The sequence below is a fragment of the Psychrobacter sp. GTC18467 genome, from assembly GCF_055397455.1.
In genome coordinates, this window is record NZ_AP038920.1 from 739937 (window position 1) to 764827 (window position 24891).

At 44.7% G+C, this 24891-nt stretch carries 25 protein-coding genes; 8 read left to right on the forward strand and 17 right to left on the reverse strand.

All coding sequences use genetic code 11. The features are described from left to right. Positions 1–28: 28 nt before the first annotated feature. The 3 genes from ACZ5XY_RS03115 to ACZ5XY_RS03125 all read right to left on the reverse strand — a co-directional run bounded on the left by ACZ5XY_RS03115 (position 29) and on the right by ACZ5XY_RS03125 (position 2449). The gene (locus ACZ5XY_RS03115) at positions 29–751 is read right to left on the reverse strand and encodes an amino acid ABC transporter permease (RefSeq protein ID WP_464742881.1); all 723 of its coding nucleotides are present in this window, start codon (positions 749–751) and stop codon (positions 29–31) included. Beyond that, entirely contained in the window at positions 751–1575 is an 825-nt protein-coding gene (locus ACZ5XY_RS03120) for an amino acid ABC transporter substrate-binding protein (RefSeq protein WP_464742883.1), read from the reverse strand. The genes ACZ5XY_RS03115 and ACZ5XY_RS03120 overlap by 1 nt, the downstream gene beginning before the upstream one ends. Positions 1576–1864: 289 nt before the next feature. After that, complete coding sequence (locus ACZ5XY_RS03125) at positions 1865–2449, reverse strand: PepSY domain-containing protein (RefSeq protein WP_464742885.1); 585 nt, start codon at positions 2447–2449, stop codon at positions 1865–1867. 131 nt (positions 2450–2580) lie between these two features. Between ACZ5XY_RS03125 and ACZ5XY_RS03130 the strand changes: the two genes are divergently transcribed. Beyond that, a complete protein-coding gene (locus ACZ5XY_RS03130; protein ID WP_464742887.1) occupies positions 2581–3429 on the forward strand; it encodes a hypothetical protein in 849 nt (282 codons plus the stop codon). Positions 3430–3472: 43 nt separating this feature from the next. On the opposite strand, the gene ACZ5XY_RS03135 is transcribed toward ACZ5XY_RS03130, so the two are convergent. From ACZ5XY_RS03135 to gdhA, 5 genes are all read right to left on the reverse strand, one after another. Next, positions 3473–4426 (reverse strand): glycosyltransferase family 2 protein, encoded by a 954-nt coding sequence (locus ACZ5XY_RS03135; protein ID WP_464742889.1) that lies wholly within the window; start codon positions 4424–4426, stop codon positions 3473–3475. Positions 4427–4477: 51 nt separating this feature from the next. Continuing rightward, complete coding sequence (locus ACZ5XY_RS03140) at positions 4478–5686, reverse strand: hypothetical protein (protein ID WP_464742891.1); 1209 nt, start codon at positions 5684–5686, stop codon at positions 4478–4480. 29 nt (positions 5687–5715) lie between these two features. Further along, positions 5716–6948 carry a glycosyltransferase gene (locus ACZ5XY_RS03145; RefSeq protein ID WP_464742893.1) on the reverse strand — a complete coding sequence of 411 codons (1233 nt, stop codon included), beginning with the start codon at positions 6946–6948 and terminating at the stop codon, positions 5716–5718. 73 nt (positions 6949–7021) lie between these two features. Further along, positions 7022–8623, reverse strand: coding sequence for a glycosyltransferase family 2 protein (locus ACZ5XY_RS03150; protein WP_464742895.1), 1602 nt, complete (start codon positions 8621–8623; stop codon positions 7022–7024). Between the two features lie 367 nt (positions 8624–8990). Next, on the reverse strand, positions 8991–10337 hold the full coding sequence (gene gdhA, locus ACZ5XY_RS03155) for an NADP-specific glutamate dehydrogenase (RefSeq protein ID WP_464742897.1): 1347 nt from the start codon (positions 10335–10337) through the stop codon (positions 8991–8993). A 648-nt stretch (positions 10338–10985) separates the two neighbouring features. Between gdhA and ACZ5XY_RS03160 the strand changes: the two genes are divergently transcribed. The 5 genes from ACZ5XY_RS03160 to ACZ5XY_RS03180 all read left to right on the forward strand — a co-directional run bounded on the left by ACZ5XY_RS03160 (position 10986) and on the right by ACZ5XY_RS03180 (position 14231). Then, positions 10986–11348, forward strand: a complete 363-nt coding sequence (locus ACZ5XY_RS03160) for a roadblock/LC7 domain-containing protein (protein ID WP_464742899.1) — start codon at positions 10986–10988, stop codon at positions 11346–11348. A gap of 256 nt (positions 11349–11604) precedes the next feature. Then, positions 11605–12099: a PAS domain-containing protein gene (locus tag ACZ5XY_RS03165; RefSeq protein WP_464742901.1), complete on the forward strand. Its 495-nt coding sequence runs from the start codon at positions 11605–11607 to the stop codon at positions 12097–12099. Between the two features lie 2 nt (positions 12100–12101). After that, positions 12102–12851, forward strand: a complete 750-nt coding sequence (locus ACZ5XY_RS03170) for a PhnD/SsuA/transferrin family substrate-binding protein (RefSeq protein ID WP_464742903.1) — start codon at positions 12102–12104, stop codon at positions 12849–12851. Positions 12852–12920: 69 nt separating this feature from the next. After that, the gene (locus tag ACZ5XY_RS03175) at positions 12921–13568 is read left to right on the forward strand and encodes a hypothetical protein (RefSeq protein WP_464742905.1); all 648 of its coding nucleotides are present in this window, start codon (positions 12921–12923) and stop codon (positions 13566–13568) included. A 48-nt stretch (positions 13569–13616) separates the two neighbouring features. Further along, a complete protein-coding gene (locus ACZ5XY_RS03180; RefSeq protein ID WP_464742907.1) occupies positions 13617–14231 on the forward strand; it encodes a hypothetical protein in 615 nt (204 codons plus the stop codon). A 3-nt stretch (positions 14232–14234) separates the two neighbouring features. Here the strand turns inward: ACZ5XY_RS03180 and ACZ5XY_RS03185 are convergent, their stop codons facing one another. Beyond that, positions 14235–14621 carry a tautomerase family protein gene (locus tag ACZ5XY_RS03185; RefSeq protein WP_464742909.1) on the reverse strand — a complete coding sequence of 129 codons (387 nt, stop codon included), beginning with the start codon at positions 14619–14621 and terminating at the stop codon, positions 14235–14237. 230 nt (positions 14622–14851) lie between these two features. Between ACZ5XY_RS03185 and tenA the strand changes: the two genes are divergently transcribed. Together tenA and ACZ5XY_RS03195 are read left to right on the forward strand one after the other, a co-directional pair. Further along, a complete protein-coding gene (tenA, locus tag ACZ5XY_RS03190) occupies positions 14852–15505 on the forward strand; it encodes a thiaminase II (RefSeq protein WP_464742911.1) in 654 nt (217 codons plus the stop codon). A gap of 57 nt (positions 15506–15562) precedes the next feature. Beyond that, positions 15563–16261 (forward strand): class I SAM-dependent DNA methyltransferase, encoded by a 699-nt coding sequence (locus ACZ5XY_RS03195; RefSeq protein ID WP_464742913.1) that lies wholly within the window; start codon positions 15563–15565, stop codon positions 16259–16261. 107 nt (positions 16262–16368) lie between these two features. Here the strand turns inward: ACZ5XY_RS03195 and bhcD are convergent, their stop codons facing one another. From bhcD to ACZ5XY_RS03235, 8 genes are all read right to left on the reverse strand, one after another. Further along, a complete protein-coding gene (gene bhcD / locus ACZ5XY_RS03200; protein WP_464742915.1) occupies positions 16369–17358 on the reverse strand; it encodes an iminosuccinate reductase BhcD in 990 nt (329 codons plus the stop codon). 39 nt (positions 17359–17397) lie between these two features. After that, complete coding sequence (gene bhcC, locus ACZ5XY_RS03205) at positions 17398–18549, reverse strand: 3-hydroxy-D-aspartate aldolase BhcC (RefSeq protein ID WP_464742917.1); 1152 nt, start codon at positions 18547–18549, stop codon at positions 17398–17400. Positions 18550–18617: 68 nt separating this feature from the next. Continuing rightward, positions 18618–19604, reverse strand: coding sequence for a beta-hydroxyaspartate dehydratase BhcB (gene bhcB / locus ACZ5XY_RS03210; RefSeq protein ID WP_464742919.1), 987 nt, complete (start codon positions 19602–19604; stop codon positions 18618–18620). An 847-nt stretch (positions 19605–20451) separates the two neighbouring features. Further along, on the reverse strand, positions 20452–20628 hold the full coding sequence (locus ACZ5XY_RS03215; protein WP_464742920.1) for a hypothetical protein: 177 nt from the start codon (positions 20626–20628) through the stop codon (positions 20452–20454). A gap of 63 nt (positions 20629–20691) precedes the next feature. Then, positions 20692–21183: a flavin reductase gene (locus ACZ5XY_RS03220; RefSeq protein WP_464742921.1), complete on the reverse strand. Its 492-nt coding sequence runs from the start codon at positions 21181–21183 to the stop codon at positions 20692–20694. A gap of 56 nt (positions 21184–21239) precedes the next feature. Then, positions 21240–22277: a methionine synthase gene (locus ACZ5XY_RS03225; protein WP_464742922.1), complete on the reverse strand. Its 1038-nt coding sequence runs from the start codon at positions 22275–22277 to the stop codon at positions 21240–21242. Between the two features lie 53 nt (positions 22278–22330). Next, positions 22331–23323 (reverse strand): DUF1852 domain-containing protein, encoded by a 993-nt coding sequence (locus tag ACZ5XY_RS03230; protein ID WP_464742923.1) that lies wholly within the window; start codon positions 23321–23323, stop codon positions 22331–22333. Positions 23324–23490: 167 nt separating this feature from the next. Beyond that, positions 23491–24465, reverse strand: a complete 975-nt coding sequence (locus ACZ5XY_RS03235) for a glutathione S-transferase family protein (protein ID WP_464742924.1) — start codon at positions 24463–24465, stop codon at positions 23491–23493. Positions 24466–24891 lie beyond the last annotated feature (426 nt).

The following is a 24891-nucleotide window of genomic DNA, read 5'->3' on the forward strand; positions in this document are numbered from 1 at the left end:
GCATTTTTTTATTGTTAATCCTCACTTGCTATCTTGCCACATAGCGGTCAAGCCTTGTTTCAAGCTTACCTTGAATAAAGGTTAAAAATAGACAAATGCACCAATATAGGAAGGCAGCTTCGGTGTAAACCAGCATAAATTCATAGTTACGAGCGGTGATGATTTGCGCCTGTTTAAACAATTCGGTGACCAGCACCAATGAGGCAAGCGAGGTGTCTTTCACAAGGCTGATAAAGGTGTTTGACAAGGGCGGCACCGAAACCCGAAGCGCTTGTGGCAAAATTACGTGCCGAAAGGTTTGTAAATAACTTAAGCCCACCGTCGCGCCAGCTTCCCATTGACCTTTAGGAATGGACAAAATCGAGGCGCGAACTGTTTCTGAGGCGTAAGCGCCAATGTTAAGCGAAAAGGCAATCACCGCTGAGGGAAACGGGTCAAGCTTGACGCCCACACTTGGCAGCCCATAAAAAATGATAAACAACTGAACGAGCATGGGGGTTCCGCGAATGGCGGAGACATAAACCCGAGCAACTCGGTAAAGTACCCGATGCCAAAGGCTTGCCCGCGGAACAATGCGAATAAGCGCCACGCCAAGCGCAATCATCATGCCAATCGTAAATGAGATGATGGCAAGCGGAATGGAATAATAAATCCCCGCCTTGAGCATCGGCCAAAATGAGTCAATCACGATTTGGGCGCGCTCAGGCGTCATAAAAGGTAACAGGGCTAAAAAATCAATCAAACTTGCCATTATTTTTGCTGACTTATATCCGCACCAAAGAACTCTTGGCTTAGTTTGGTTAAGGTGCCATCGGCTTGTAACTGGCTCATAGCCGCATCAATCTTGGCAACGGCTTCGTCTTCCCCTTTTCTAAGTACCAACCCCGAGCCGCGAAGTTCCTCTTTTGGCGCAACCAGCTTAATTTCAAGACCACTATTGGGAAACTTTTTGAGATAATCTAGCACCGCAAGGTTGTCATTCATGGTAAAGTCCGCGCGACCTTGCTTAACCAGCTCCACCGCTTGCGCCATACCATCGACCGGAACAACGGTTGCTTGATAGCGGTCGGCAAGTTCACCATAGTTGCTGGTCAACGACTGCGCGGAGCGAAGCCCTTTGAGCGCCTCCCATGAGCTATAACGGTTATCGTCCTTGGGCGCAAGCACCACCGCGCCCGACCAACTGTAAGGCGTGGCTTTGTCATATTTGGCTTTGCGCTCAGGGGTGGTTAGGCTCACTTGGTTTGCCACCATATCAAAGCGCTTAGAATCAAGCCCTGCAAGCATCGCATCCCACTGAGTTTCTTTAAAATCAACCTTAACGCCAAGTTTGTCGGCAACGGCTCGGGTCACCTCGACATCATAGCCGGTCAATTTGCCGCTTTCATCATGATAAGTAAAAGGCGGATAAGTGCCTTCTGTTCCTACATTAATTGTACCGCCATTATTGATGCGCTCAATCAGACTGGCATCTTTTGACGACTCGGAATTGGCAGTGTCATTGGGCGTATTTTGACTGCAAGCACTGAGCATCATAGCACTTGCGGCAAAAGCCAGCAGGGTTCGGCGATTCATAAAGCGTCCTTGTTTCAAGTTTTTGGCAAAGGGTAAGACTAATCAAGCTGCAAAATTTGAGGTTAACGATTTGGTTTTTCAATTATTTTAAAAAATTTTTATCAATTAATAATGTTTAATAACTTAAACGCTTGCAAAACATTAACCTCATTGAACGATACCGTTATAGTAACGCAATATCAGCAAAACAACGTACAGAAACGGTGACTTTGTCCCAAACCAACAAAACACCAATTAGACTACCAACTGGTGTTTGTTTGTTATTAACTTTAATTTAGAGTCTTTTTAATCAACTTTTGGTTTTGCTTTGAAAAACTTTTCCTGAGTTGGCATTCATCTTTAATTCCATGATTTGATTGCCTTTGAGCAATTCAATTTCATAATAACTGGGATGAGCGTTATAATCGCGGTCATTTTTAAACTCAATTTCCATCACGCGACCGCCAAATTGCTTTTCAGCGCGGCTGATGGCGCTCATAATATCAATTTTGGCTTTCATTTGGGTTTGATGGTCGCTTATGTCGCCGCTGTCTAATCGCGAGCTGTCTTGACTGAGCACTTTTCCGGTTAGGGCATCGACTTTGATTTCGTGATTGTGGGTTGCAGAGTTAATCTCAATTTCAAAAACACCGCCTTTGGCTTTACTGTCATCGTCATCAAATTCAGCGCTAACAAGCGTGCCTTTGGCAAGCTTATTAGCAATAGCAATGGCTTGTTTTAGGCTGATTTTAGCAGCTTTTGCCACGCGAACTTCGCTTGAGGGTTGCGCGGTGGTGGCACTATAAGCACTTATACTTAAAACGCTTAACGACAGGCTTAAGAAAACTGCCTTGCTGCAAGTTGAGAGATAAAAGCTTGGATTAGAATTACGCATAACGTGGTATCCTAATGTGGTTGATTTACCTTTATCATAATAAAATCAACGCTTTTTTTTAGGATAAAAAAGTTTCATTGTGTCGCTTGACTGTGTCAAGATGGCTTTTTAAAGAGGCAATTTTTGCAGCTATGCCAAACCTATCGCGACAATCTTCTAAAGTGTTAACGGAGCTTTTAGATAACGAGTGGCAAAACCCTCACGCCACAAACGTGACGCAGCAAACCGCGCTCGCAAAAAACCATGCCCTAGCAGCGTTTTTAAGCTTACCAACACCCATTCAAACTGCCCTTTTGAAGCAGCAGCGTCTGGTTTGCATTGCTAATAATCCGTCAATTACCCTAAAAACGCTTGAAAATTTGCTCAAGCCGACAGACATCGTCGTCTTGTTTAATTATTTTATTCATGCAGAATTTTTTAGTGAGCATCCTTGTGCAAAGCGGCTGCCAAAGCTGTTATTTTTTCGGCAAATTGGCGACAGCAAACTGCATTTTGGGATGCCGCCTCGGCGCAATCATGTGGACGTTTTGACAACTATGCTCACGCAAGCGCCTGTTGGAATGATGTTTGCCAATATTCCCTATCAGTTTCCAAGTCCAAGCGCTGACCCGCGCCCTGACGATGACCCCATCACCGCGACTCGGCAATTGCAAATCCCGCCTAAGCTCAAATCTGCCTTGATGTGCCAAGACCAATGCCGCGTGTTGCCTGAAACGCATACGGTGGTGAGCGATTATCCCATATTTAGCCACATTCATTCATCAGCGCCAACTTCAGGATTTTTGCTTTATCGCTTGCTGCTATCGGCGCGCTATTTTGTTCAGCAAGAAAAAAACGCCGCGAAGCTTATGCCGCTATTGATGCTTGGGTTTAATGACGACAGCAAAACGGGCTATTTTTGGGAAGGTCACAATTGGGCGTTTGAGCGCTTTGAGCTTGCCAATCCACCTATTGGGGTTGAGCGCATCACCCAATACTAATTTGATTGACAAGATTATCAAATCGGCTGAAGCAATCCCTTCATTAAATAAAAGGCGCGTCCGGTTGATGGGCAGCTTCAATATCCGCTTGGGTTGGGGCGTTTTGAATCTTAATGGCTTGAGATTGCTCTGCTGACCAATGAATGAATCGCAATTGCGCAAACTCACTCAGCCAAGCTGCCATCGGCCAGTGCTGCCATTTGTGATAAAAGCGATTGGCGTTAACCACAATGCTGTCTAAGTGGTTGATGGGCGGTCTATGAACGCTGTGCTGCTGATGATAAACAAGGTCATTGGTTAAATAAAAGGCAATGCCAAGCTTTTTTGCCATAAATGCAAAGTCGGTATCTTCTGCGCCATAGCCGATATAGGCAGTATCAAAGCCGCCAATTTTTTTAAATTGCTCGCGGTAAATAGCAAAGCACAAACTCCAAAACGCGCCATAATCTTGACTTGGCATCACCCCTTTATCTGCTTGCTCAGCCGTATTCTCATAGCTTTGCGGCGAAAAATTAAAACGGTAGGGATTTAAAATTGACAGCCGATTGAGCGTTGCCATGGTAAGCTTGCCTTGTTTTAATTGGCGGCTCTCCATTTTTGATAGCGGTCTTGTCAAGTATCGCGGCTGCCCCATCAATAGCGCGTTTGGGTGACTTGTTAATCGGTTAAAAAAACTTTCAACAAAATTGTTGGCAACCAAGCAATCCACATCTAAAAATATCATGGCTTCATGGGTTGCCGCCGCCGCGCCCAAATTGCGATTGCAGCCAATATCAAATCTGCCATCGGCCGCGGTACTTTTGGTGGGGATTTGCTTGATATTTAAGCCAAAACTTGCCAATACCTTGGCGTCTGCATCATCATTTACAATGATGACCTCATCGGGAATGGCGCTTGCGGTGGCAAGGCTTGCCAGTAAATTGTATAAATGCGTATTGCGACCAAAGCAGGTGGTAATGACGCTTACCGGAAGTGTTTTTTGATTTACTGGTGACATAACATCCCTGTCATTGTAGCGTAAGTGCTAGCAACTAATTTTAAAATTCATTCAATATGACGCCGGCAAAACATCAAGCTGAGGCAATAGCCAATGCTCAAACCAAGATTTCACCGAAGTGCTGACAGCCAAATTATTTATCAGCGCGCTTGCTGCTTGATTGTCTCTCAAGGGTTTTGGGCGGCTGGGTAAAAGTTTGCTATCAAGCGTCATTGAATACTGCAAGAATTGTGCCCAACTCATTGCCCATTGCTGCTCAATCAGCGCGGCTGCCATGGCTTTTTGTTCGTCATGCGGTCGCTCATCGGGGAGAGCAACGAGCGGCGTTGAATAAGGAGAAGCTTGCGCAATCGCATTTAAGCCGCAAGCCATCACTAAATAATCGCTAAAAGCCAAAAATGGCGTGACATCATCGACCGTCATTGCCATATCAACCTCTTGCCGCGCCTCATTACTAATAGGTCCTAGCGATATGATCAACGCTTCTGACCAAAGCTTACGCAGCTTTGGCAGTTTATTATCAATATTTTGATGACCGCCAAAGCCTTTAATCACGGTGATTAACGCGATTTTTTTAGATGCCAATGCGGTGTTATTAAGCCGTTCTTGCTGATATTGGGCAATTTTTTGCTGCGATTGCAGGTTCACGTCAGCGCTTTTAGCCCGCTCGTTCAGGGTAATAATAAATTCATCAATACAGGGCGGCGCTTGCGGCGAAGTTAAAAAATTTAAATAAAGGCTCTTTTGGCAAACCCAGTTGGGCGTTTGAATGCTTTCAAGCGCTTTTGGAAACGGCGCAAGCAGCCCAAGCGCGCCGGCAAAGGCATTGAGGTGCGGGGCGTCATTACGATTGCCGGCAAGCCTGATGTACAGATACGGAATACTGGCAGTTCGGCAAAGCATGGCAACCTCAACGCTGACATCAATAATCATCAACTCGATATTAAAGCGCCGAACACCATCAAGCAGCTGCCAACTGCGCTGCCGGATATCGCGATTGCCCACCGGCGAATAATGCAAACAGTCGGGGAAAAAATGCCGGTCAGCTCGACCCGATAACACCTCATCGCCGCGCTCTTCTTCAGCGGCAAGTCGTACCACTTGCGACTCGTTAATTTGGGAAAAGGTGAACTCCTCGGCACTAACTGTGGTAAAAACCGTTAGTTTGTGGCGGCAGTCTTTTGGCAGCAGCCCTGCCAATTTATCCGCTTGCCGGCAATGCCCTGAGCCGTGATGATGCGCATAATAGCCGATATTCATGCTTAAACTCTCACCTCAATTATTACCGGTTACCCTAAAGCCGCCACTAAATTTGGTTGCTGTAAGTTTTTTGGTAACATTGCAACCTTGTTAATTTTTTTAGTAGCACTTGACCCTTTTAATGCGTCCTTAACTAAAGCGTCTTGGTTCACTTGAGAATAAAGCTGCAAGTAGCCATTGACCATCGCAGCAACTGAGCAAAATTCTTCAGCGCGGCGGCGACACTCAAAGCGCGAGATGCGGTTTACTTTATCAAACGCCGCAATAAATGCTTCTTTATCCAGTTTAGGAACGATAATACCCGTATTTTTGGTGATAATTTCCGCGCTTGCCCCAACATCAAAGCCAATCACCGGCGTACCACAAGCCAAGCTTTCTGCCAACGTCAAGCCATAAGGCTCATCCCAAGTGCTGGTAAACAGCATGGCGCTTGCTTGGTTTAAATAACGATTGATTTGTGATTTGGTCAAATGACCAACGTAGTCAAAATAGTTTGGCGACCCATTTTGGCCATCAGCGGCTAAGAGGGGCGCGACTTTTTCTTTAAAATAAGCCTCATTGCTTTTTGGTCCTGCAATAATCAGCCGCTTTTTGGCAGCTTTACAATATTCCATTGCCAAGTGCGTGCCTTTTTCTGGGCAAATGCGCCCAAACCAAAAATAAACCTCGTCCGCAACCCTAGCCGTTTGCGCGGTAAAGTTCTCCACCTCAATGCCGTTATAAACCACCGCTGATGGCACAAACGGCGCAAATACCTGCTGCTGATGTTTACTAACTGCGGTAAATTGCGTGACCGTTCCCAATTGCAGCGTTAATAAAGCAAGCTTTAATTGTGGTAAGTTAGGCGTATGAAAGGTGGTAAAAAAGCGCTTGCCAAACGCCTGCCCCATGAGCATGGGCACATGATGCAAGCTGTGATTGTGAATCACATCAAACGGCTCAGCGCGGTCACGCTCAAGGATGTCGCGCATTGCTACCTGATAAGTCAGATGCTGATAAACTTCCTCGGGTGTCATTTCAAACTGCTCATGCTCGCCCTCCGCAACCAGTTCTGCCACCGCCTCGCGGCTTAATAACGGCACAAGCGTTGCCTTAGTTTGGCTGTCGGCGTGCGCAAACAAAGTGACCTCATGACCCATTGCGACCAACTGATTACAAATCAGCTGCGTAATCATCTCAAGACCGCCGGCAAACGGCTCGGCAATCGGAAATAAGGAATGGGCAATAATCGCAATGCGCAGTTGATTTGAGGCGGTGGTCATAAATAAACATCACTCCTAAAAATAAAAAGATAAAAGGTCAATTTGGTACAGATTTAAAAAGTCATAACGCCGCTTAAAAGTTAGCGGCTTTATCGGTTTTTGAATTGCCGGTATTATTAAGCCTTTCTGATTTAATAAACACCTCAGAGTTTGCTGCCAGCATTTGCGCATGACGTCGGCTATAGCCAAAGCGCATAGGTTGAGCGGGCGTTTTGTGGTATTGATAGTCGGCAGTGTCACTTTCAGTAGCTTGATTTGCTGTCGCTTCTGAGGCAATGTTTGAATAATTGCTTAAAATAATTTGCGCTGACCAAAGTTTTAACACGCAAATGCTAAGCGCGGCGGCAAACAATACAGGATCGTACAACGGTGACATCGGCGACACCAGCATGGCGGTGATAAGGTTTAATCCCAACAATAGCTTTGGCAGCGCTTTGATGTTATTCATCAGCACGGCGGATTTTGATTGCTCAGCTCTCTGTTTGGGCGTGCAAATAAACGGCTTGTCGCGACCCCAAAGCACGGGCAGCCACGACAGCGCCCCAAACTCCCAAAAATTAAGATGCAGCGCCCAAACCTTTAAGCGCTGAAATATTGTCGGCAAAGCGCTTGACTTGCTTTTGTCGTTTGGATGTTTTAGCGGCACTTTATCACTTAAATACGCAACAAGCCTTCGGGCTAAAAACACCCCATAAGCGCCATAAATGGCAAACAACGGCAATAGCAATTTATCTGCGTTGACTGTGGCATTAAACGCGATTACCCCTGCCATAACTACAATCATAATCAGCTGCAAAACTATAAAAACGCCGGTGAAATTAACCCAAGCGCTCAATTGGGAGCCGTGAGCGCGCAAGTCTTTCCAGTTTAAAGCCGCTGATTTAGCGGCTCTATTTTTGGCGGTAATCGTAAAATAGCGGCTAAGTACCTGCATGTTGCCATAAATCCAGCGCTGACGCTGTTTGACCAAATCACAAAGGGTTAAAGGCAAAAGCCCAGTAGCAATCACCTCAGGGATAAATCGGCTTTTTAGACCTTGTTTGTGCATGAGAACCCCAAGTTGGGCGTCTTCGGTAATTGACGCCCCCGACCAGCCGCCAAGCTGCTTAAGGGCATCACAGCGCAACACGGCAAACGTTCCGGTGGACAAAACCCGCTCTTGGTTAAAGACTCTAAAAATATGATGATTAAAATAATGATTGAGCTCGCCATGAACCTCAATCATTCCCTTATCACGATAAAACTGCGGAAACTGCAACAGCGCATGGCTTGGATATTGCCCAATGGCTTCTGCAATCTTAGCGCGCGCCTGCGGCAAGGCTTGATAATCACTGTCCACCACCACAATATGGCTGCAAGCTGGGCTCATCAAATCAAGCGCTAAATTCAGCGCGCCGGCTTTAAACCCTTTGATAAAATCTACGTGATAAAAGCGAACCTTAAGCGCAGGATTTAGGCTTTGACAAAATTTAGCCAGCGGCTCGTAACATTCTTTTTTAGTGTTGTTATTGTCAATGATTAAAATCTCATCACCATCCGCTTTGGTTTTGAGCAAGGATTTAATCGTCGCAATTACCAATTGTGGCGGCTCAGCACAGGTCATCAATTGAAAGCTTAATTTTAGTGGCTGACCTGTCTTTGGTAATTGCTGAGCCGCTGCCATGTTCGTTGTCATTTTTTTATTCCTAAATTGACTGCTCACTAACGAAAATTATTTGTTTGAAGTTATCTTGTCTAAAATTGTAGTTATTAAGATTTGCTAATTATAGAGTTTGAATAAAGTAAGCTTTTTTATAATAGTGAATATCTTTCTTATATAGTGCTTACCAAATGTATAGAAATCAGCAATAATGTAATCCTATGTAATTAATGTAAAAATCTTTTATAAATTAACGGCTTATCGTCCGGCAAACTTTAGGCTACGTCTTTTAGCAGAAATAAATTTTTGCATGAACCAAAAAAAACGCACCTAAGACTAGGTGCGTTTTTCAATTTTAGTTAAACAATTAAAGTAAGTATTTTTCCAGTGACAGAAGCTTAAGTTAGTTCAAAATACCGTAAGCAACCAAGGCATCAGCCACGCGCTTAAAGCCTACGATGTTAGCGCCTGCCATATAGTCAATATAACCCTTATCGGTCTGACCATAACGCTCAGAAGCTTCCGCTGAACTGTCATGAATATTTTTCATGATAGTTTTTAGCTGAGCATCAACTTCTTCAAAAGTTTTGTACTGACGAACGGAGTTTTGGGACATCTCAATGGCAGATACCGCAACGCCGCCTGCATTTGCCGCTTTTCCTGGGGCATAGTGGACGCGGTGCTCGCGAACATAGTCAATGGCGTCAGCGTCAAGCGGCATGTTAGCGCCCTCAACGATGTATTTGATGCCATTTTCAACCATTTGTTTGGCGTCAGCTTCGGTGATTTCGTTTTGGGTGGCTGATGGGATGGCAATGTCCGCTTTGATAAACCAAGGCTTTTGGTTCGCGTGCCATTCGCCGCCAAACTTATTCACATAATCAGCAAGGGGTTTGCTTTGCTCTTTTTGAGCTTTGAGCCAATCAATTTTATCTTGATTAAAGCCGTTGGCATCATAAAGCGTGCCTTGAGAATCAGAAACGCTCAGCACCGTTGCCCCAAGCATGTGCGCTTTTTCAGCAGCATGAAGTGACACGTTACCTGCCCCTGATACCAAAACGCGTTTGCCATCGATGCGGTCATTTTGAGCTTCAAGCATACTTTCTAAAAAGTAAACCGCGCCATAGCCGGTGGCTTCAGTTCGCATCAAGCTGCCACCGAAACCAACGCCTTTTCCAGTTAGTACGCCGCCTGACTCGCGAGTTAGGTTTTTGTACATGGCATACATGTAGCTGACCTCACGACCGCCAACGCCAATATCCCCTGCTGGAACGTCCATGTCTTTACTGACGTACGGGTAAAGTTCGCGCATAAAGGCGTAGCAAAAACGGCGAATTTCGCTGTCCGATTTGCCTTTAGGGTCAAAATCTGAACCGCCTTTACCGCCACCAATCGGCAGTCCGGTTAAGGCATTTTTAAAAATTTGCTCAAAGCCTAAAAATTTTAATACCGATTCGGTAACGGTAGGATGAAAACGCAGACCGCCTTTATAAGGTCCTAAGGCGTTGCTGAACTGGACACGCCAGCCGCGATTGACTTGAATTTCGCCTTTGTCATTTTCCCAATTGATGCGAAAATTAAAAATACGGTCAGGTTCAGTCAAACGTTCAAAAATCTTTAGGGTTTCGTATTCAGGATGGGCATCGTATAACGGTTGAATGGTGATAGCAACTTCTTTGACGGCTTGGATGAATTCGGGTTGATGCGCGTAATTGGCTTCAACTTTTGCGATGGCCTGACTAATACTCATACGTGTTCCTTAGCGGGATAGCGGGAGGGGTGGTGCTTGGCTGCCGGGTCAATAATTTGACTAATTCCGGAGCAGATGGAAAGACAAACCCTTGATGAGGCGCAAAAGCGCGGTTAATTAAGAGTAGGCTAATGAAAAGTCTGCGGGCTCTTACTGCTGATCGCTATTTTAGCGCAAGATGCTCTTGTTGCTGGCATCCGGTATTGAGGTAGGTCATCATCAATCAATGATAACAATACGGCATGCTGAAACATGAACCTATCAAAAAAGCACTGTGCAAAATAGCAAAGCGGTTGATGCGATTTGCGATGAGCCGCTTGGCTTTTCGTATTTAATTTACACGGCTAATAAAAAATGTCAATTATTAAATTTGATTTAACCAATATTTATTATTACAAAATTTTAACACTACGGCAATATGGCTTATTACTAAGCTTACTTTTGTTGTGAACAAAAATCATCTAAAGGGATGAGCGGTTAAAAAATTGAATCAAAAGGTATTGATTGCTTTTCCCTATATTTATTAAAGAACATTATATCAATGTTGACGGCAAACGCTTATAATAATCCACCTTGGCACAAAACTATTTTTGAGCGTCACCCACAGATGGTTTGTATCCGATCCACAATCAGCTATAGGATATTTTTATGCGTACAGATTCGTTCCAGCAAATTCTTGAAGATTTAAACAGCTCATCAGCGGATGTCGAGGCTTCTGCCCTTATCTCAACCGATGGTTTGATGATTGCCTCAGCGCTGCCTACCGGTATTGATGAGGATCGGGTTGGCGCCATGTCAGCGGCTCTGTTATCTTTAGGGGAACGTGCTGGTCGTGAGCTTGCTCGTGGTGGGATTGATCGCATTATGATTCAAGGTGAGCTTGGCTACGTGATCATGACATCAGCGGGTGAAGAAGCGGTGCTAACCATTTTAGCCAAACCAAATGCCAAACTGGGGTTGATCTTCTTGGACATCAAGCGCGCATCAGAAGCCTTAGCAAAACTTATTTGATAAAATCAGCCAACTTTTTGGCATTATTGTTATAAAAAGATAGCTATTTTAAAAAAAACCATTCAGACTGTAGGGATTAACTATTTTTTAAGTAGCTGTCTTGAGGATTTATCCGCCTGTTTACTTAAAAATTTGTCTTGTCATTTAGCGCTAATGGCATAATGAGCCATTTTGGTATAATAAGGCATCAGCGTTAGCGCGTTTGGCAAAGCCACCTATCAAGAAGATAATAACGATAATGAATAAGGAGATTGTTATGGGTTCATCCCTCCCCGATGCCCAAAAACCTGAGATGCCAGCTCAAGAGCTTACTCTAAACTATCATGATGGAACGTCTCGCGTGGTTTACGATACTGGAATCGAGCGCCCCTACCCTGACGGCAAGCTGATTGTTTCAAGAACGGATTTAGGCGGTAAATTAACTCATGTCAATGATGCATTCGTTGAAATTAGCGGTTATGAGGTTGATGAACTGATTGGCGCTCAGCATTATATTTTGCGCCACCCTGACATGCCCCGAGCGGCTTATAAAGATTTGTGGGAAAAAGCCAAAGCCGGCGAAAAATGGCACGGTTATGTGAAAAACCTTTGTAAAGATGGCAGCCATTACTGGGTTTACGCTACGGTTGTTCCCAATATCCGCCATGGCAAAACGGTTGGCTACACGTCCGTTCGTAGAAAGCCGTCGCGCAGTAAAATTGATGCCGCCATCGCGCAATACGCGCAAATGAAACAAGCTGAGGAGCAATGACCATGACTTCTTACAATATGCTGATTGCCCCTGATTTTTCGCCAGAACATTTTGCAGGTTGGCATTTATTTAACACCTTGCTGCAAAAGCGCGCTAAGCTGAATATGCGCTTGAATATGCCTGCCTCGCATGCTGAGCAAAACGAGCTGATTGACCAAGGTGACATCCAAATCATCTATGCCAACCCGTTCGATGCCGCCGCGCTCATTCGCGAGCAAGGCTACCGCGCGATTGCCCGACCGATTGCCAAACCTGATGAAATGGTGATTGTCACCAGTCAAAGCAGCGATATTGAGCAGCTTGAGGACTTAAAAGCTGGCGCAACCATTGCCATGACCAACAATCGCGACGTTAAGCTAATCGGTCTGCGCTTGCTTGAAGCCGTCGATTTGACAGAAGACGATCTAAATTGGGTCATCACCGAAACCTACCAAGCAGCAGCGCGCCAAGTCATGAAAGGTGAGGCGGCAGCGGCGTTTTTCTTATCTGAAACTTACCATAACTTCTCACGACTGACCAAATCGCAATTGCAAGTGCTAATAGAAAGCGATATTGCAGATATCAGTCACGTCTTACTGGTTAAAGAGGACTGCCCTGACGCTCAGCTGTTGACGGAGGTTTTGCTTTCTTTAGGTCAAGACGCGGACAGCAAAGAGGCTTTAAGCGAGCTTGGCATGCCTGAGGGCTTTGAAGCCATGGGCGAAGAGGACGCTGAGTTTATGCTTGATTTGATGGAAACCTTATTAAGCTAGCCGCCTTGGTGACCATTTGGATAGCTTTACGCTAAATTCAGCGGATGACAGTCAATAAGGGATATCATAATGCCAGATACCTTCATCAAAAAAAGCAATGAGCGTGCTGCCCGCAAAACTTTTCGCTACTTTTCAAGAAAAGTGTTCGTGGTCCCCAATAACCGCTATTATCATGAGCAGCGCATCAACGCCGCCCTCCTGCTTAATGAAAAAGAGCCGCTGCAAGGTGCGCTTGCCGATTTTTTTTATGGCTGTTGGTATGATGTCCCTTTTGATGTGGAAGAAATTTTTGATCGCGTTAAAGACCGATTGCAACCGCACATTCAACAGGCGTTCCAAAACTACATTAACAAACTTGACTACATTAAGCTTTGTAGCGAGTTTGCCACCCGCTGGAGTGTTTTGGTGACGCCATCCCTTAACGTTGAAACCCATCGATTGCGAATCAGCAGCGATGACGCGAAAGAGATTGCTAAAAACATCACCAATGAGCTTATGAGTGCTCGTGACAATAGCGACTGGCATGGCGTTGAACAATTAGAAAATGAGTTTTTTGCGCACTGCTTGGCTTGTAATGACCGTCTTGCATTTTCTATTGTTTGGTTCAGGCTTGGCAAAAGTGATTGGCAATTTGACGCGCGCTGGCGGGACTGTCAAGAACAGCTTGAGCAAGGGTCAGCTGACGCTCATTCAGCATCGTTGCCAAACGCCCTTTAATTTGCCCAACAACTAAAGGTTCATTTGATAACAAATAAGGGAGCAGTTATGGCGATTTTGAATAATGTCGATAAAACTTATATCACCTTGACCCCAGCAGGGGTATTTGAGGGTTTTTCACAAAGTGAGCCTAGTGCCAAGCAATTGGCGCTGCAAGCTTTGTTGTCGTACCGTGAAACGATGCTAGCAGCAACTTGGCTTGAAGAGTTCCCTGAGCTTTGGCTTGAAGACTTTATTGAGCAAGGTTTTATCGAGCGCCTTTCAAGCTTTTTGCCGGCACCGAACTTGCCACTTGATCAATTTTTGCCGTATGTGGTGGCAAGCTTGTCTGGAAAGCGCCGCGCCGCCATCGCTTCAGATGAGGGCTTTTGTTTGGCGCGAATTGGCTACTCGCAAGATGAAGCGGATATGTTAAGTGTTGCCGCAGCGGACTTTTCAGGGTTTATGCAGCGACAAAAGCAGCGCGGTTGGGCGGTTGAAAGTCGCGCCATTTCTTTTTTTCAAGAAGTTGATTTGCTCGTTCCTGAAACCAGTTTTGTGTTTTTATGGATTGATAACGCCGGTTATGCGCTTATTTTAGATGGTGAGCCGCTCACCAACAACCGTGCTTTTGTCGAGCTGATTTGGGGAATTAAAACCTCAGCATTACGCTTTGCCGGCTAAGTTTTAAACATTAACTTTATAGGTTAAGTCCAAAGCCTCGTCGCCTGTCATGCCACGAAAGCCCCAACAATGTGGCGGCTGCTCATGAATAGTGATCTCAATATCGACAGGATTAATGCCAACTTTGGCTTCAATTTGTTCAAAAAGCGCGTGAATCAGCGCTTTTTTTGTGGCAACCGTTCGCCCTGCCATCATATTAATGTCAATCACCGTATAGGCATCCGTCCGATCACTGGGATAATAAAAGTCAGCTTTATCTAGCGCCACAAATCGCTGAGCGCGCTTGTCTTCAGGAAGCCCCAGTACCGATTGCAAACAGCCATGAATGACCTCTGACAACTGCGCTTTGATAGGGTTTAATTGAACATCTATACCGTAAATAACGATCATCACCACCTCGAAGATAAAAAGCAATCGACAATTATAAGCTTTTATTTGGTTAACGGCTATCTTGTATTGGCATTTTTAAGAAAGTTTTTGGTTTTTTTGAGCCAAGTTACGCTTAAGCCAAGTCGTTCTATTTGCAAATTGATTCAGCTTGGGCAAACTATGCTATAGTCATCAGCAGTATTTTTTATCTTGTTTCCCGTTAATTTATTTTCATGTCATCAGCAAAAATTATGGATTTTCAAACCTTAAAGAACAACTGCCCAACGTGGGGCGCTTACATTCATCATGAGTTTGTTGAGCAAATAGCAAAAGGCACACTGGCTGCTGACAGCTTTCGCCATTATTTGGTTCAAGATTATTTATACCTCATTCATTACACGCGGATTATGGCGCTAAGTGTCTATAAAAGCCAAACGCTTGCGCAAATGCGCGTTGGTCAAGCTGGAATCAATGCCATGCTTGATTTAGAAATTGGCATGTATTTGGGTTTTTGCCGCGATTGGGGCTTGAATATTCAAGACGTTGAAAGCGCAACTGAATCCCCCGTCACCATTGCCTACTCACGCTATCTTTTAGATGCCGCGATGTCGGGGTCATTGGCGGAGCTTTATGCAGCTATTGCCCCTTGCTTAATGGGCTATGGGGAGATTGGTCAGCATTTAAAAACCAAAGGCTTTATCAAAAATAACCCCTATCAGCCTTGGATTGAGGTCTTTGCAAGTGACGAATTTTGGCAAATTACGGCGCAAAACGAGCAACAAATCAATGAATTATTAGCCAATGCCAATGCCACAGCCAAGCAACAGCAACGATATCAGCAGCTGTTTGATACCGCGGTAAACATGGAAATTAACTTTTGGCAAATGGCACTTAATTTGACTTAAGCTTTTTCACCATTTTCACCCCGTCAACTCTCAAAACAATGACAAAGGACAACAACTATGGCCGCTTTTGATGAACACGCCAATGCCTATGACCGCTGGTTTTTGGACAATCAAAACCTATTAACCAGCGAGCTTAATTTGGTGGCGCACTTTTTGGACAAAGACAGCACGATTTTATCGGTCGGCTGCGGTAGCGGGCTGTTTGAAATGCTGCTGGCAAAAGACCACGACATTCATATCAAAGATGGCGTTGAGCCGTCAAAGGATATGGCAGAAATCGCCAAAAAGCGTGGGTTAACAGTTGCTATCAGCCCTGCTGAAACTTATGACTTTGAGCCAAACAAATTTGATATTATCATGTTTAATGGTAGCGTCAGCTATATCAGTGATTTAGAGCGTTGTATTCAAAAAGCATTTACTGCCCTTAAATCTGGCGGCAAGCTCATTTTGATTGACGTTCCTAAAGAAAGTGGCTTTGCGACCCTTTATAATCTTGCCGCCACGCTTGGCACTTGGGATCATCCATTGCTTGAGCATATCTCACCGAATGACCCCTACCCGATTGAGTTGGTAAAATCAGCAAACTGGCGCACCTCGCAAGAAAAAATCGACACCATGCAAAAAGTAGGCTTTACGGATTTTGAATTCGCGCAAACGCTGACCACCCATCCCATGTTTGCTAATGATACCGTTCAAGAGGTGGTTTCTGGCTGCGACCGCGGCGATTATGTTGCCATTTGCGGCTATAAAAAGTAAGCTCTTAAAATTTAGACAAAAAAATAGCCAAATAATCACTTATTTGGCTATTTTTATATCAGCGCCTACAAGTTAAGCGCTGATCGTTGAATCTATTACAAAAGCAATTATAGCTCGATTTGCTGAGCTTCACCTTTTTTAACCGCAAGTTCAGCGGCAACAGAAGCGATTGCCAAGTCCTGCAGTCCAACGCCAGTACCATCAAAGATGGTGATTTCGTCGTCAGAGCTGCGACCTTTATGCTTACCATTGATAACATCACCAATTGGCGTGATGTCGCTTTCTTTAATTAAGCCTTGAGCCACCGCATGCTGAGCTTCACCAATGGTGATTGACTGGGCAATTTCATCAGTAAAGACGGTAGCTGCTGCGATTAATGCAGGGTCGACTTCTTGCTTACCTTTGGTATCGGTTCCCATACAAGCAATGTGCGTTCCAGGCTTGATCCACTCTTTCATAAGTAGCGGCTCAAACGCTGAGGTGATGGTAATAATCACATCTGCTTCAGCGCCCAATTGCTCACGCTCAACAGCTTCAAATGGGATTCCTGCCTCTTCAGCAATGGCTTGCAAGTTGCCCAAGCGGTCTTTATTTTCGTTCCAAGCAACGATTTTTTCAAAGTTGCGCTGCTCAAGTGCGGCGCGAAGTTGAAAGGTCGATTGGTGACCTGCGCCAATCATACCGAGCACTTTGCTGTCTTTTCGCGCTAGGTGCGCAATAGAAACGGCGGAAGCTGCGGCAGTACGAACTGCGGTCAGATAGTTGCCGCCAACAAGCGCGCGCAATTTGCCCGTATCAGGATCGAACAAAAAGATGGTCGATTGATGGTTGGTTAAGCCCTTGGCTTCATTTCCTGGCCAGTAACCGCCAGATTTTAATCCAAGCGCTTTTCCCGCGCGATCAAACCCTGATTTAAAGCCATAAAGCGCGTCGGCATAGCCAATCGCTTCACGGATGACGGGGAAATTGTAAGCATCACCACGCGCCATCGCTGCAAATACACTTTCAACTGCGCTAAAGGCAGATTCACGATCAATCACGGCTTTACAAGCGGCTTCTGATACGATAACTAGACCGCCTTTGTTTTCCACACTCATTACAAACTCCTTGTAGTTGCTTTTACGTCGTCGATTTGATTAGTAGCCGCGACCACGTGCAGAAACAGGCCAAAGGGCTTCAACTTTGCCGTTGCGAACGCCAACATAGTAGTCATGAATGTTACAAGTAGGATCACAGTGACCTGGAACCAATTTCAATTTTTCATTGATTTTTAGAACGCCGTTTGGATCGCTAACTACGCCGTGCTCATCTGAGCATTTTACGTATTCAACGTCATCACGACCGTAGATGAATGGCAAGCCACTATCCACTGATTGTGCTTTTAGACCAGCATCAACGATGGCTTTGTCGGCTTTAGCGTGGCTCATGACTGAAGTCAATAAGAACAAGGCGTTTTCCCACTCACCGGCATCAATTCGCTTGCCATCTTCATCCAAGATACGACCGTAGTCTGCATCCATGAACGCGTAAGAGCCGCACTGAAGTTCGTTATAAACGCCTGAGTTACTTTCAAAGTAGTAGCTACCAGTACCGCCGCCAGAAACAAACTCTGGCTTAAGACCAATTTCAGTCAAAGCGTCAACGGCATCTTTAACTTGGTCGATAGCCGCTTGAGTTTTGGCTTTACGGTCAGTGTAGCTGTCCATGTGCTGCATCGCGCCTTGGTAAGCTTGGATACCTGTGAACTTCAAGTTTTCAGCGGCATCAATGGCTTTGGCAATTTCAACAACGGCTTCAGTAGTAGTTACACCACAACGACCTGCGCCGCAGTCGATTTCGATGTAGCAGTTAAGCTCAGTGCCGTTACGAACAGCAGCTTCTGATAATTCAGCCACGTTGTCAACGTCGTCAACACAAACGGTGATGTTTGCGCCAAGTTTTGGCAATTTGGCTAAACGGTCGATTTTAGCAGGGTTACGAACTTGGTTTGAAACCAAAACGTCTTTGATGCCGCCGCGAACGAACACTTCAGCTTCAGAAACTTTTTGGCTGCAAATACCAACCGCGCCGCCAAGCTCTTCTTGCAATTTTTGAACGTCAACTGACTTGTGCATTTTACCGTGGCTACGGTGACGCATGTTGTGTTCTTTAGCGTAATCGCCCATTTTTTTGATGTTGCGCTCAAGCGCATCTAAATCAAGAATCAAGCAAGGGGTTTGGATATCTGCTTCGTCCATTCCTACAACCGCAGGAACGTTAAAACCAACTTCTAATTCAGTATCTGACATTTTAATTTCTCCATGTCGTCAGGGTAATAAAGGGTAAGGTAAAAATTTTGTCAAAATGCTTTGCTAAATTAGCACTCATTCCAAGGCAATTTATCAAGGTCAACGTTACCACCAGTGATAATCACGCCAACTTTTTTGCCGGCAAACACATCTTTGTTTTTCAAGATAACCGCTAATGGTACTGCGCAGCTTGGCTCAATGACGATTTTCATATGGCGCCAAGTCAATTTCATCGCTTCAATGATCTCTTCTTCAGTCGCGGTGAAAATGTCAGTAACATAGTTGCTCACAAAATGCCAAGTCAAGTCTTTTAAAGGCACTTTTAGACCATCGGCAACGGTGTTTGGCGCATCATCAGCAATGATGTGACCGGCTTTAAATGAGCGCGCTGCGTCGTCAGCGTTGACAGGTTCAGCGGCGTAGATTTTTACGTTTGGCGCAAGGTTTGACAAGGTCAAGCAAGTTCCTGAAATCATACCGCCGCCGCCGATTGGTGCAACTACCGCATCAAGGGTTTCGCCGCGCTCTTCCATTTGCTCAAGCAGCTCGCGTGAGCAGGTTGCTTGACCAGCAATAACGCGAGGGTCGTTGTACGGGTGCACGAAGTCGCCACCAGTTTCGGCTTGAACTTTGGCGAACACTTCTTCGCGTGAGCTGGTTGATGGCTGACATTCAGTGATGATACCGCCGTAGCCTTGAACCGCGTCTTTTTTCGCTTGTGGGGCGCTGTATGGCATCACAACGTTACAAGGAACGCCGCGCTGACCGGCCGCGTAAGATAATGATAACGCGTGGTTTCCTGAGCTGTGCGTACAAACGCCATTTTTGGCTTCTTCATCAGACAAGCCAAATACGGCGTTTGAGGCGCCGCGAACTTTAAACGCGCCTGCTTTTTGGAAGTTTTCGCATTTAAAGAACATCTCACAGCCTGCCAACTCGTTTAAAAAACGTGAAGTCAACACTGGGGTGCGATGAATATAAGGCTTGATACGCTCATGCGCCTCTAACATATCGTCTAGGGTTGGGATAACCAAACCGTCTTCATTTGTAATCATAAACATACTCCTTGAAAGTTTTATTGTGTTTTTACTAAATGCTTGCAACCTTATCAAAACCATAGATTTAGAGGAAATAGCCCAAACCTAACCTGTCTTTTTTAAGCCTTGCAAATTTCAATACCGCTTGTTTTGCTGTTAACGTGTTGTAGCTTTCATACAAATGCTGAATCAATTGACCATCACAATTTGCCCAAACTACAGTCATTAAGACTTTAAGCTTTGTATTAGCGGTCATTTAAAATATTGGTATTTTACGAAAAATAGGAATTGGTCAAACAATAGCCGCTTCCTAGCGCCTTATCGTCATTGCAACAATCATCATGGCGGCTATCTTTGCTCAGGTTTAACGATTAAAACTCAGGCACAAAGTATTGGCAAGCGCGATTATTACCGAGCAATGTTTGGTTCATTTTTACAAGGGGAGGTCAGCAAGCACTAGCCACTACAATCCTTGTAAACAAAAAACCGTTTTAAAAATTATTTCTTTAGGGTGTTAACCAAATTTTTAGCAAAGTCTTCCTGACTTTTAGTTTTTCTCATCTTGTAGATTCATACAATCATACTGAGATAGAGGTGTTGCAGAGGTTATCCTGCGGAGTTGATGATGATTTTTGCGATAATCATGGCGGTGAAAACTGTTTACGCCATGTTTGTGGCAAATATAGCTATTCACCACGCCGCTGAGTTTCTTTCTCAACAGAAATTTTTACTTAACATACCGAAAATTGCGCCAAATTTCAAGTTTAATTTAAATTAAATTGATTCAGGTCATGCTAGGCTATTGCGCCCACTGCTAAAACCAACAGTAAACGCTAGAGCATAAGTTATTAAAACTGCAAGGTTTTTAGCTGATTACCGCCATCCACCACTGCCCAAGCCATAAATTAACTGTTGTCCAAAATGAGGGAGGAGCGTTTTTCAACTGATTGGGAAACGCCGCTTCTAGCCGCTGACAAGTGGGGTATTGCTGCTGAAGCTTTTGTAAATAATACGCGTAGCCGTGATAAAAAAAGCCATCCAAGATGTCTTTAGGGTCAAGACTATCTTGATGGCAACTTTTGGTCTGTCAGTTCTAAGCTAGATATCAAACCATCTCAACTTGCCGCAACTGATGATAGCCGCGGTTAAAATAAACCAAGCTTTCTTCTTGATTACCCTGTTTGATGGCAATAACGCGGCACATAAAAATGCTGTGCGTGCCCACTTGCTGAATTTGCTCAATTTCACAATCAAAGCTAACAAGCGCATCGTCTAAAATCGGTGCGCCGGTTTTAAGCTGCGACCAACTGCCTTGCTTAAATCTGTCCTCAGAACACAGCTTTGATGCAAAAGTATTAGAAATATGCTCGTGCTGAGCGCCTAACACATTGACGCTCAAGGTTTTATTGGCGACAAAATGCGCGTGCGAACGTGATGAGTGATTCATGCAAACCAGTAACGTTGGCGGCGTATCGGTGACGCTACAAACGGCAGACGCGGTAAAGCCGTGGCTGCCGCTGTCGCCATTGGTCGTGATTACACTCACCGCCGTGGTGAGTCGCGCCATGGCATTTTTAAACTCAGTTGCTTCAATCATCACTCAATCCTAACATTAACTCTTTGATTTAGCCTGCTTGGTTTATTTTGCCCAGTTCAGCTTGACAGCTCTTGACGGACAAGCTTTGCGCCCAAACTTAGCGCTTCAAGCTTACCGCGCGCAACTTGTCTTGGCAGCGGCGCCATTCCGCAGTTGGTCGAGGGGTAAAGCTTATCGGCATCGACAAATTGCAAAGCTTTTCGCAAAGTATCTGCAACCTGCTCAGGCGTCTCAATACGATGCGTTGCCACATCAATCGCGCCAATCATCACTTTTTTACCACGGATGAGTTCAATTAAATCCATGGGAACGTGCGAATTTTGACATTCAAGCGAGACAATATCGATTTTTGACTGTTGCAATTTTGGGAACGCTTCTTCATATTGTCGCCACTCAGAGCCGAGCGTTTTCTTCCAATCGGTGTTGGCTTTGATGCCGTAGCCGTAGCAGATATGCACCGCCGTTTCGCACTTTAGTCCTTCAATGGCGCGCTCAAGGGTCGCCACGCCCCAATCGTTCACGTCATCAAAAAATACGTTAAATGCCGGCTCATCAAACTGAATAATATCCACGCCTGCCGCTTCTAACTCGCGAGCTTCTTGGTTTAAAATTTTAGCAAATTCCCAAGCCAATTTTTCGCGGCTTTTGTAATGATTGTCATAAAGGGTGTCAATCATGGTCATAGGACCGGGCAATGCCCACTTAATCGGCTTGTCCGTTTGCGAGCGCAAAAACTTAGCATCGTCAACAAACACCGGCTTTTGGCAGCTTACCGCGCCTACGACCGACGGCACGCTGGCATCATAACGGTTACGAATTCGGACGGTTTCGCGATTTTCAAAATCGACGCCATCTAAATGCTCAATAAAGGTGGTCACAAAATGCTGCCGCGTCTGCTCACCATCGCTGACAATGTCAATCCCTGCGTGAGTTTGCTCTTGCAAAGACAACCGCAGCGCGTCTTGTTTGGCTTCAAGCAGTTGCTCACCTTCTAATTCCCAAGGTGACCAAAGCTTTTCAGGCTCAGCAAGCCAGGATGGTTTGGGCAGACTTCCGGCGGTTGAGGTTGGTAATATTGGTAATAACAGTGCCATAATTTTTTATCTTTTCAATTCGTTGTAAATTTTAAGCTTTTGTTATGTTGGCATTAAGCAACGATTTGCTTAACGTCATAATTTGCCGCCCAGTTTTCTAAAATATTTTGGTAAGGCTTAATAAAATGCTCTTCGGTAAATTTGCCTTGCTTGACCGCCAATTGGCTGCGCTCTTCTCTATCATAGCCCACTTGGGTGAGCGAATAATCTTGGTAAGTTAAGCTTGGCTGATACACTTGCCCTGCCGCTGAGTTGGCATTGTAAATTTCAGGTCGGTAAATCTTTTGGAACGTTTCCATCGTACTAATTGTGCTAATCAATTCCAAATCGGTATAGTCGCTAAGTAAGTCGCCAGCAAAATAAAACGCAAGCGGGGCAACGCTGCCTTTGGGCATAAAATAACGAACCCTTAAGCCCATTTTATGAAAATAGTCATCGGTCAGTGAGTATTCATCTTGCTTGTATTCCACGCCCAAAACCGGATGCTCGTTGGTGGTTCGCTGATAGGTTTTACTGGTCGAAACGCTCAAGCAAATGACCGGTAATTTGTTAAAACTGGCTTTATAAGCGTCCGAATTTAGCAAATACTGAAACAATTTGCCATGAAGCTCACCAAATTCTTTGGGCGGCGGGCAAGATGGGTTTTTATCAAAATGCTCAAGCAGCACCACGCTAAAGTCATAATCGCGAACGTAAGACGAAAAACTATTGCCAACGATGCCATCAATTCGGCTGTCCGTTTTATGGTCAACAATCGTGGTTTTGAGCATTTCAATCACTGGAAACGCGTCGCCGTTGCCCTCAACGTCCATTTGCGCTGAAATAATATCCACTTCTACCGAATAACGGTCAGCAGTTGGGTTGTCCCAACTTGCCAAGGCATTAAAGCGGTTGTTAATCATATTCAGCGTTTTACGCAAATTGTCTTCACGCTGCTCGCCGCGAGCTAAGTTGGCAAAGTTGGTGGTCAAGCGCGTGCTGTTTGCCGGCTGATAGTTTTCATCAAAACGAATGCTGTTAATCGAACAGTTAAAATCGTGACTCATGTCGTTGCTACCTTAATTTTTTAAAGTAAAACCAAAGTTGTGTTGGTAGCAATCATACCCAATCTCTAACATGAATAAAAATGGTTTAAATTAAAGATAAGATGAATGAAATTCAACTAAGAAAAAGTATCTCTGAAAGGACGTTAAAGTTAGCGCCATAATTTAAGTCAACCCAGCGCCTCACGACCATGAGCACTATTAAAATCAATATCAGGTCCTAGCGGAATGATGTGGTTTGGGTTAATGGTGTCGTGGCTTTGGTAATAATGGGTTTTGATATGCGCCATATTGACCGTTTCTGCCACGCCTTTGGTCTGATACAAGTCACGCAAATAGCCCCAAAGGTTTGGATAATCCACGATTCGGCGAACATTGCATTTAAAATGTCCCACATAAACGCTATCAAAGCGAATTAAGGTGGTAAATAAGCGCCAATCGGCTTCGGTAATTTGGCTACCGGTTAAATAGCGCTGTTGACTTAAGCGGTTTTCTAGCGTGTCCAGCGCCTCAAACAATACTATGACGGCATCACTATAAGCCTGTTGCGTGGTGGCAAACCCTGCTTTATAAACGCCATTATTGATGGCGGGGTAAATAAACGCGTTGAGCTCATCAATCAGCGCAAGCATTGAGGGCGGCGCAAAATCAATAGGATTGGCGCCAATGTCATCAAACGCTGAATTAAACATGCGAATGATTTCAGAGGATTCATTGTTCACAATGGTGTTTAATGTTTTATCCCAAAGCACAGGAACCGTGACTTGACCGGTGTAGTCCGCTTGCGCTGCAAGATAAATTTCATATAAATATTGAGCGTTAAAGATGGGGTCGGCAATCACCCCTGCCGCCGCCTTAAACGTCCAACCGTTTTCGCCCATGACAGGGTTGACAATGGATAAGCTCACCAAATCGGTCAGCCCTTTAAGCTTGCGATAAATTAAGGTTCGATGTGCCCAAGGGCAAGCCAAAGACACATATAAATGATAGCGATTTGGCTCTGCTTGAAAGCCGCCCACCCCTGAGATACCTTTGCTGCCATCTTTGGTGACCCAATTTCTAAAACTTGAGGCTTTGCGCTCAAACCGCCCCGCTTTGGTCTCATACCAGCGGTCTTGCCATTTACCATCTACAAGAAGTCCCATAGCTTTCTCCTTAGTCTGCAAAAACTGACGTCTTTAAAACTGAGATCCTATCTTTACCTCAGCCTTTAATTCAGCCTTTAATTTAGCCGATTTTCGTCTTATATTAGCGAATATTTAAGGTGAAACGCGATTTTAGCAGTTAAAAATTACAAGATAATACAGTACTTTTCATTTGACTAAGGCTTGATCTTTCGTTGTCGCTTCTATTTTAGGTCATCTATTTAAGTTTTTATATTACAAACATATTATGTTTTTTTATAGAGTTTTAGGATGCTAAAATTTAAGTAAACAGCTATCAAAAAAATAGGTAAAATAAATCCTATTCCTGCTGAGCCTAACTTTAATAGTTGATTGTTTGCGGCAGGGATGATAGAGCAACTTTAAATGTAATCGTATTTTCTGTACAGTCATTGACTGTTTTGCTAC

Coding starts and splice junctions, on each gene's coding strand:
- ACZ5XY_RS03115 (WP_464742881.1), bottom strand. CDS start 751: ATGGCAAGTTTGATTGATTTTTTAGCCCTGTTACCTTTTATGACGCCT.
- ACZ5XY_RS03120 (WP_464742883.1), bottom strand. CDS start 1,575: ATGAATCGCCGAACCCTGCTGGCTTTTGCCGCAAGTGCTATGATGCTC.
- ACZ5XY_RS03125 (WP_464742885.1), bottom strand. CDS start 2,449: ATGCGTAATTCTAATCCAAGCTTTTATCTCTCAACTTGCAGCAAGGCA.
- ACZ5XY_RS03130 (WP_464742887.1), top strand. CDS start 2,581: ATGCCAAACCTATCGCGACAATCTTCTAAAGTGTTAACGGAGCTTTTA.
- ACZ5XY_RS03135 (WP_464742889.1), bottom strand. CDS start 4,426: ATGTCACCAGTAAATCAAAAAACACTTCCGGTAAGCGTCATTACCACC.
- ACZ5XY_RS03140 (WP_464742891.1), bottom strand. CDS start 5,686: ATGAATATCGGCTATTATGCGCATCATCACGGCTCAGGGCATTGCCGG.
- ACZ5XY_RS03145 (WP_464742893.1), bottom strand. CDS start 6,948: ATGACCACCGCCTCAAATCAACTGCGCATTGCGATTATTGCCCATTCC.
- ACZ5XY_RS03150 (WP_464742895.1), bottom strand. CDS start 8,623: ATGACAACGAACATGGCAGCGGCTCAGCAATTACCAAAGACAGGTCAG.
- gdhA (WP_464742897.1), bottom strand. CDS start 10,337: ATGAGTATTAGTCAGGCCATCGCAAAAGTTGAAGCCAATTACGCGCAT.
- ACZ5XY_RS03160 (WP_464742899.1), top strand. CDS start 10,986: ATGCGTACAGATTCGTTCCAGCAAATTCTTGAAGATTTAAACAGCTCA.
- ACZ5XY_RS03165 (WP_464742901.1), top strand. CDS start 11,605: ATGGGTTCATCCCTCCCCGATGCCCAAAAACCTGAGATGCCAGCTCAA.
- ACZ5XY_RS03170 (WP_464742903.1), top strand. CDS start 12,102: ATGACTTCTTACAATATGCTGATTGCCCCTGATTTTTCGCCAGAACAT.
- ACZ5XY_RS03175 (WP_464742905.1), top strand. CDS start 12,921: ATGCCAGATACCTTCATCAAAAAAAGCAATGAGCGTGCTGCCCGCAAA.
- ACZ5XY_RS03180 (WP_464742907.1), top strand. CDS start 13,617: ATGGCGATTTTGAATAATGTCGATAAAACTTATATCACCTTGACCCCA.
- ACZ5XY_RS03185 (WP_464742909.1), bottom strand. CDS start 14,621: ATGATCGTTATTTACGGTATAGATGTTCAATTAAACCCTATCAAAGCG.
- tenA (WP_464742911.1), top strand. CDS start 14,852: ATGGATTTTCAAACCTTAAAGAACAACTGCCCAACGTGGGGCGCTTAC.
- ACZ5XY_RS03195 (WP_464742913.1), top strand. CDS start 15,563: ATGGCCGCTTTTGATGAACACGCCAATGCCTATGACCGCTGGTTTTTG.
- bhcD (WP_464742915.1), bottom strand. CDS start 17,358: ATGAGTGTGGAAAACAAAGGCGGTCTAGTTATCGTATCAGAAGCCGCT.
- bhcC (WP_464742917.1), bottom strand. CDS start 18,549: ATGTCAGATACTGAATTAGAAGTTGGTTTTAACGTTCCTGCGGTTGTA.
- bhcB (WP_464742919.1), bottom strand. CDS start 19,604: ATGATTACAAATGAAGACGGTTTGGTTATCCCAACCCTAGACGATATG.
- ACZ5XY_RS03220 (WP_464742921.1), bottom strand. CDS start 21,183: ATGATTGAAGCAACTGAGTTTAAAAATGCCATGGCGCGACTCACCACG.
- ACZ5XY_RS03225 (WP_464742922.1), bottom strand. CDS start 22,277: ATGGCACTGTTATTACCAATATTACCAACCTCAACCGCCGGAAGTCTG.
- ACZ5XY_RS03230 (WP_464742923.1), bottom strand. CDS start 23,323: ATGAGTCACGATTTTAACTGTTCGATTAACAGCATTCGTTTTGATGAA.
- ACZ5XY_RS03235 (WP_464742924.1), bottom strand. CDS start 24,465: ATGGGACTTCTTGTAGATGGTAAATGGCAAGACCGCTGGTATGAGACC.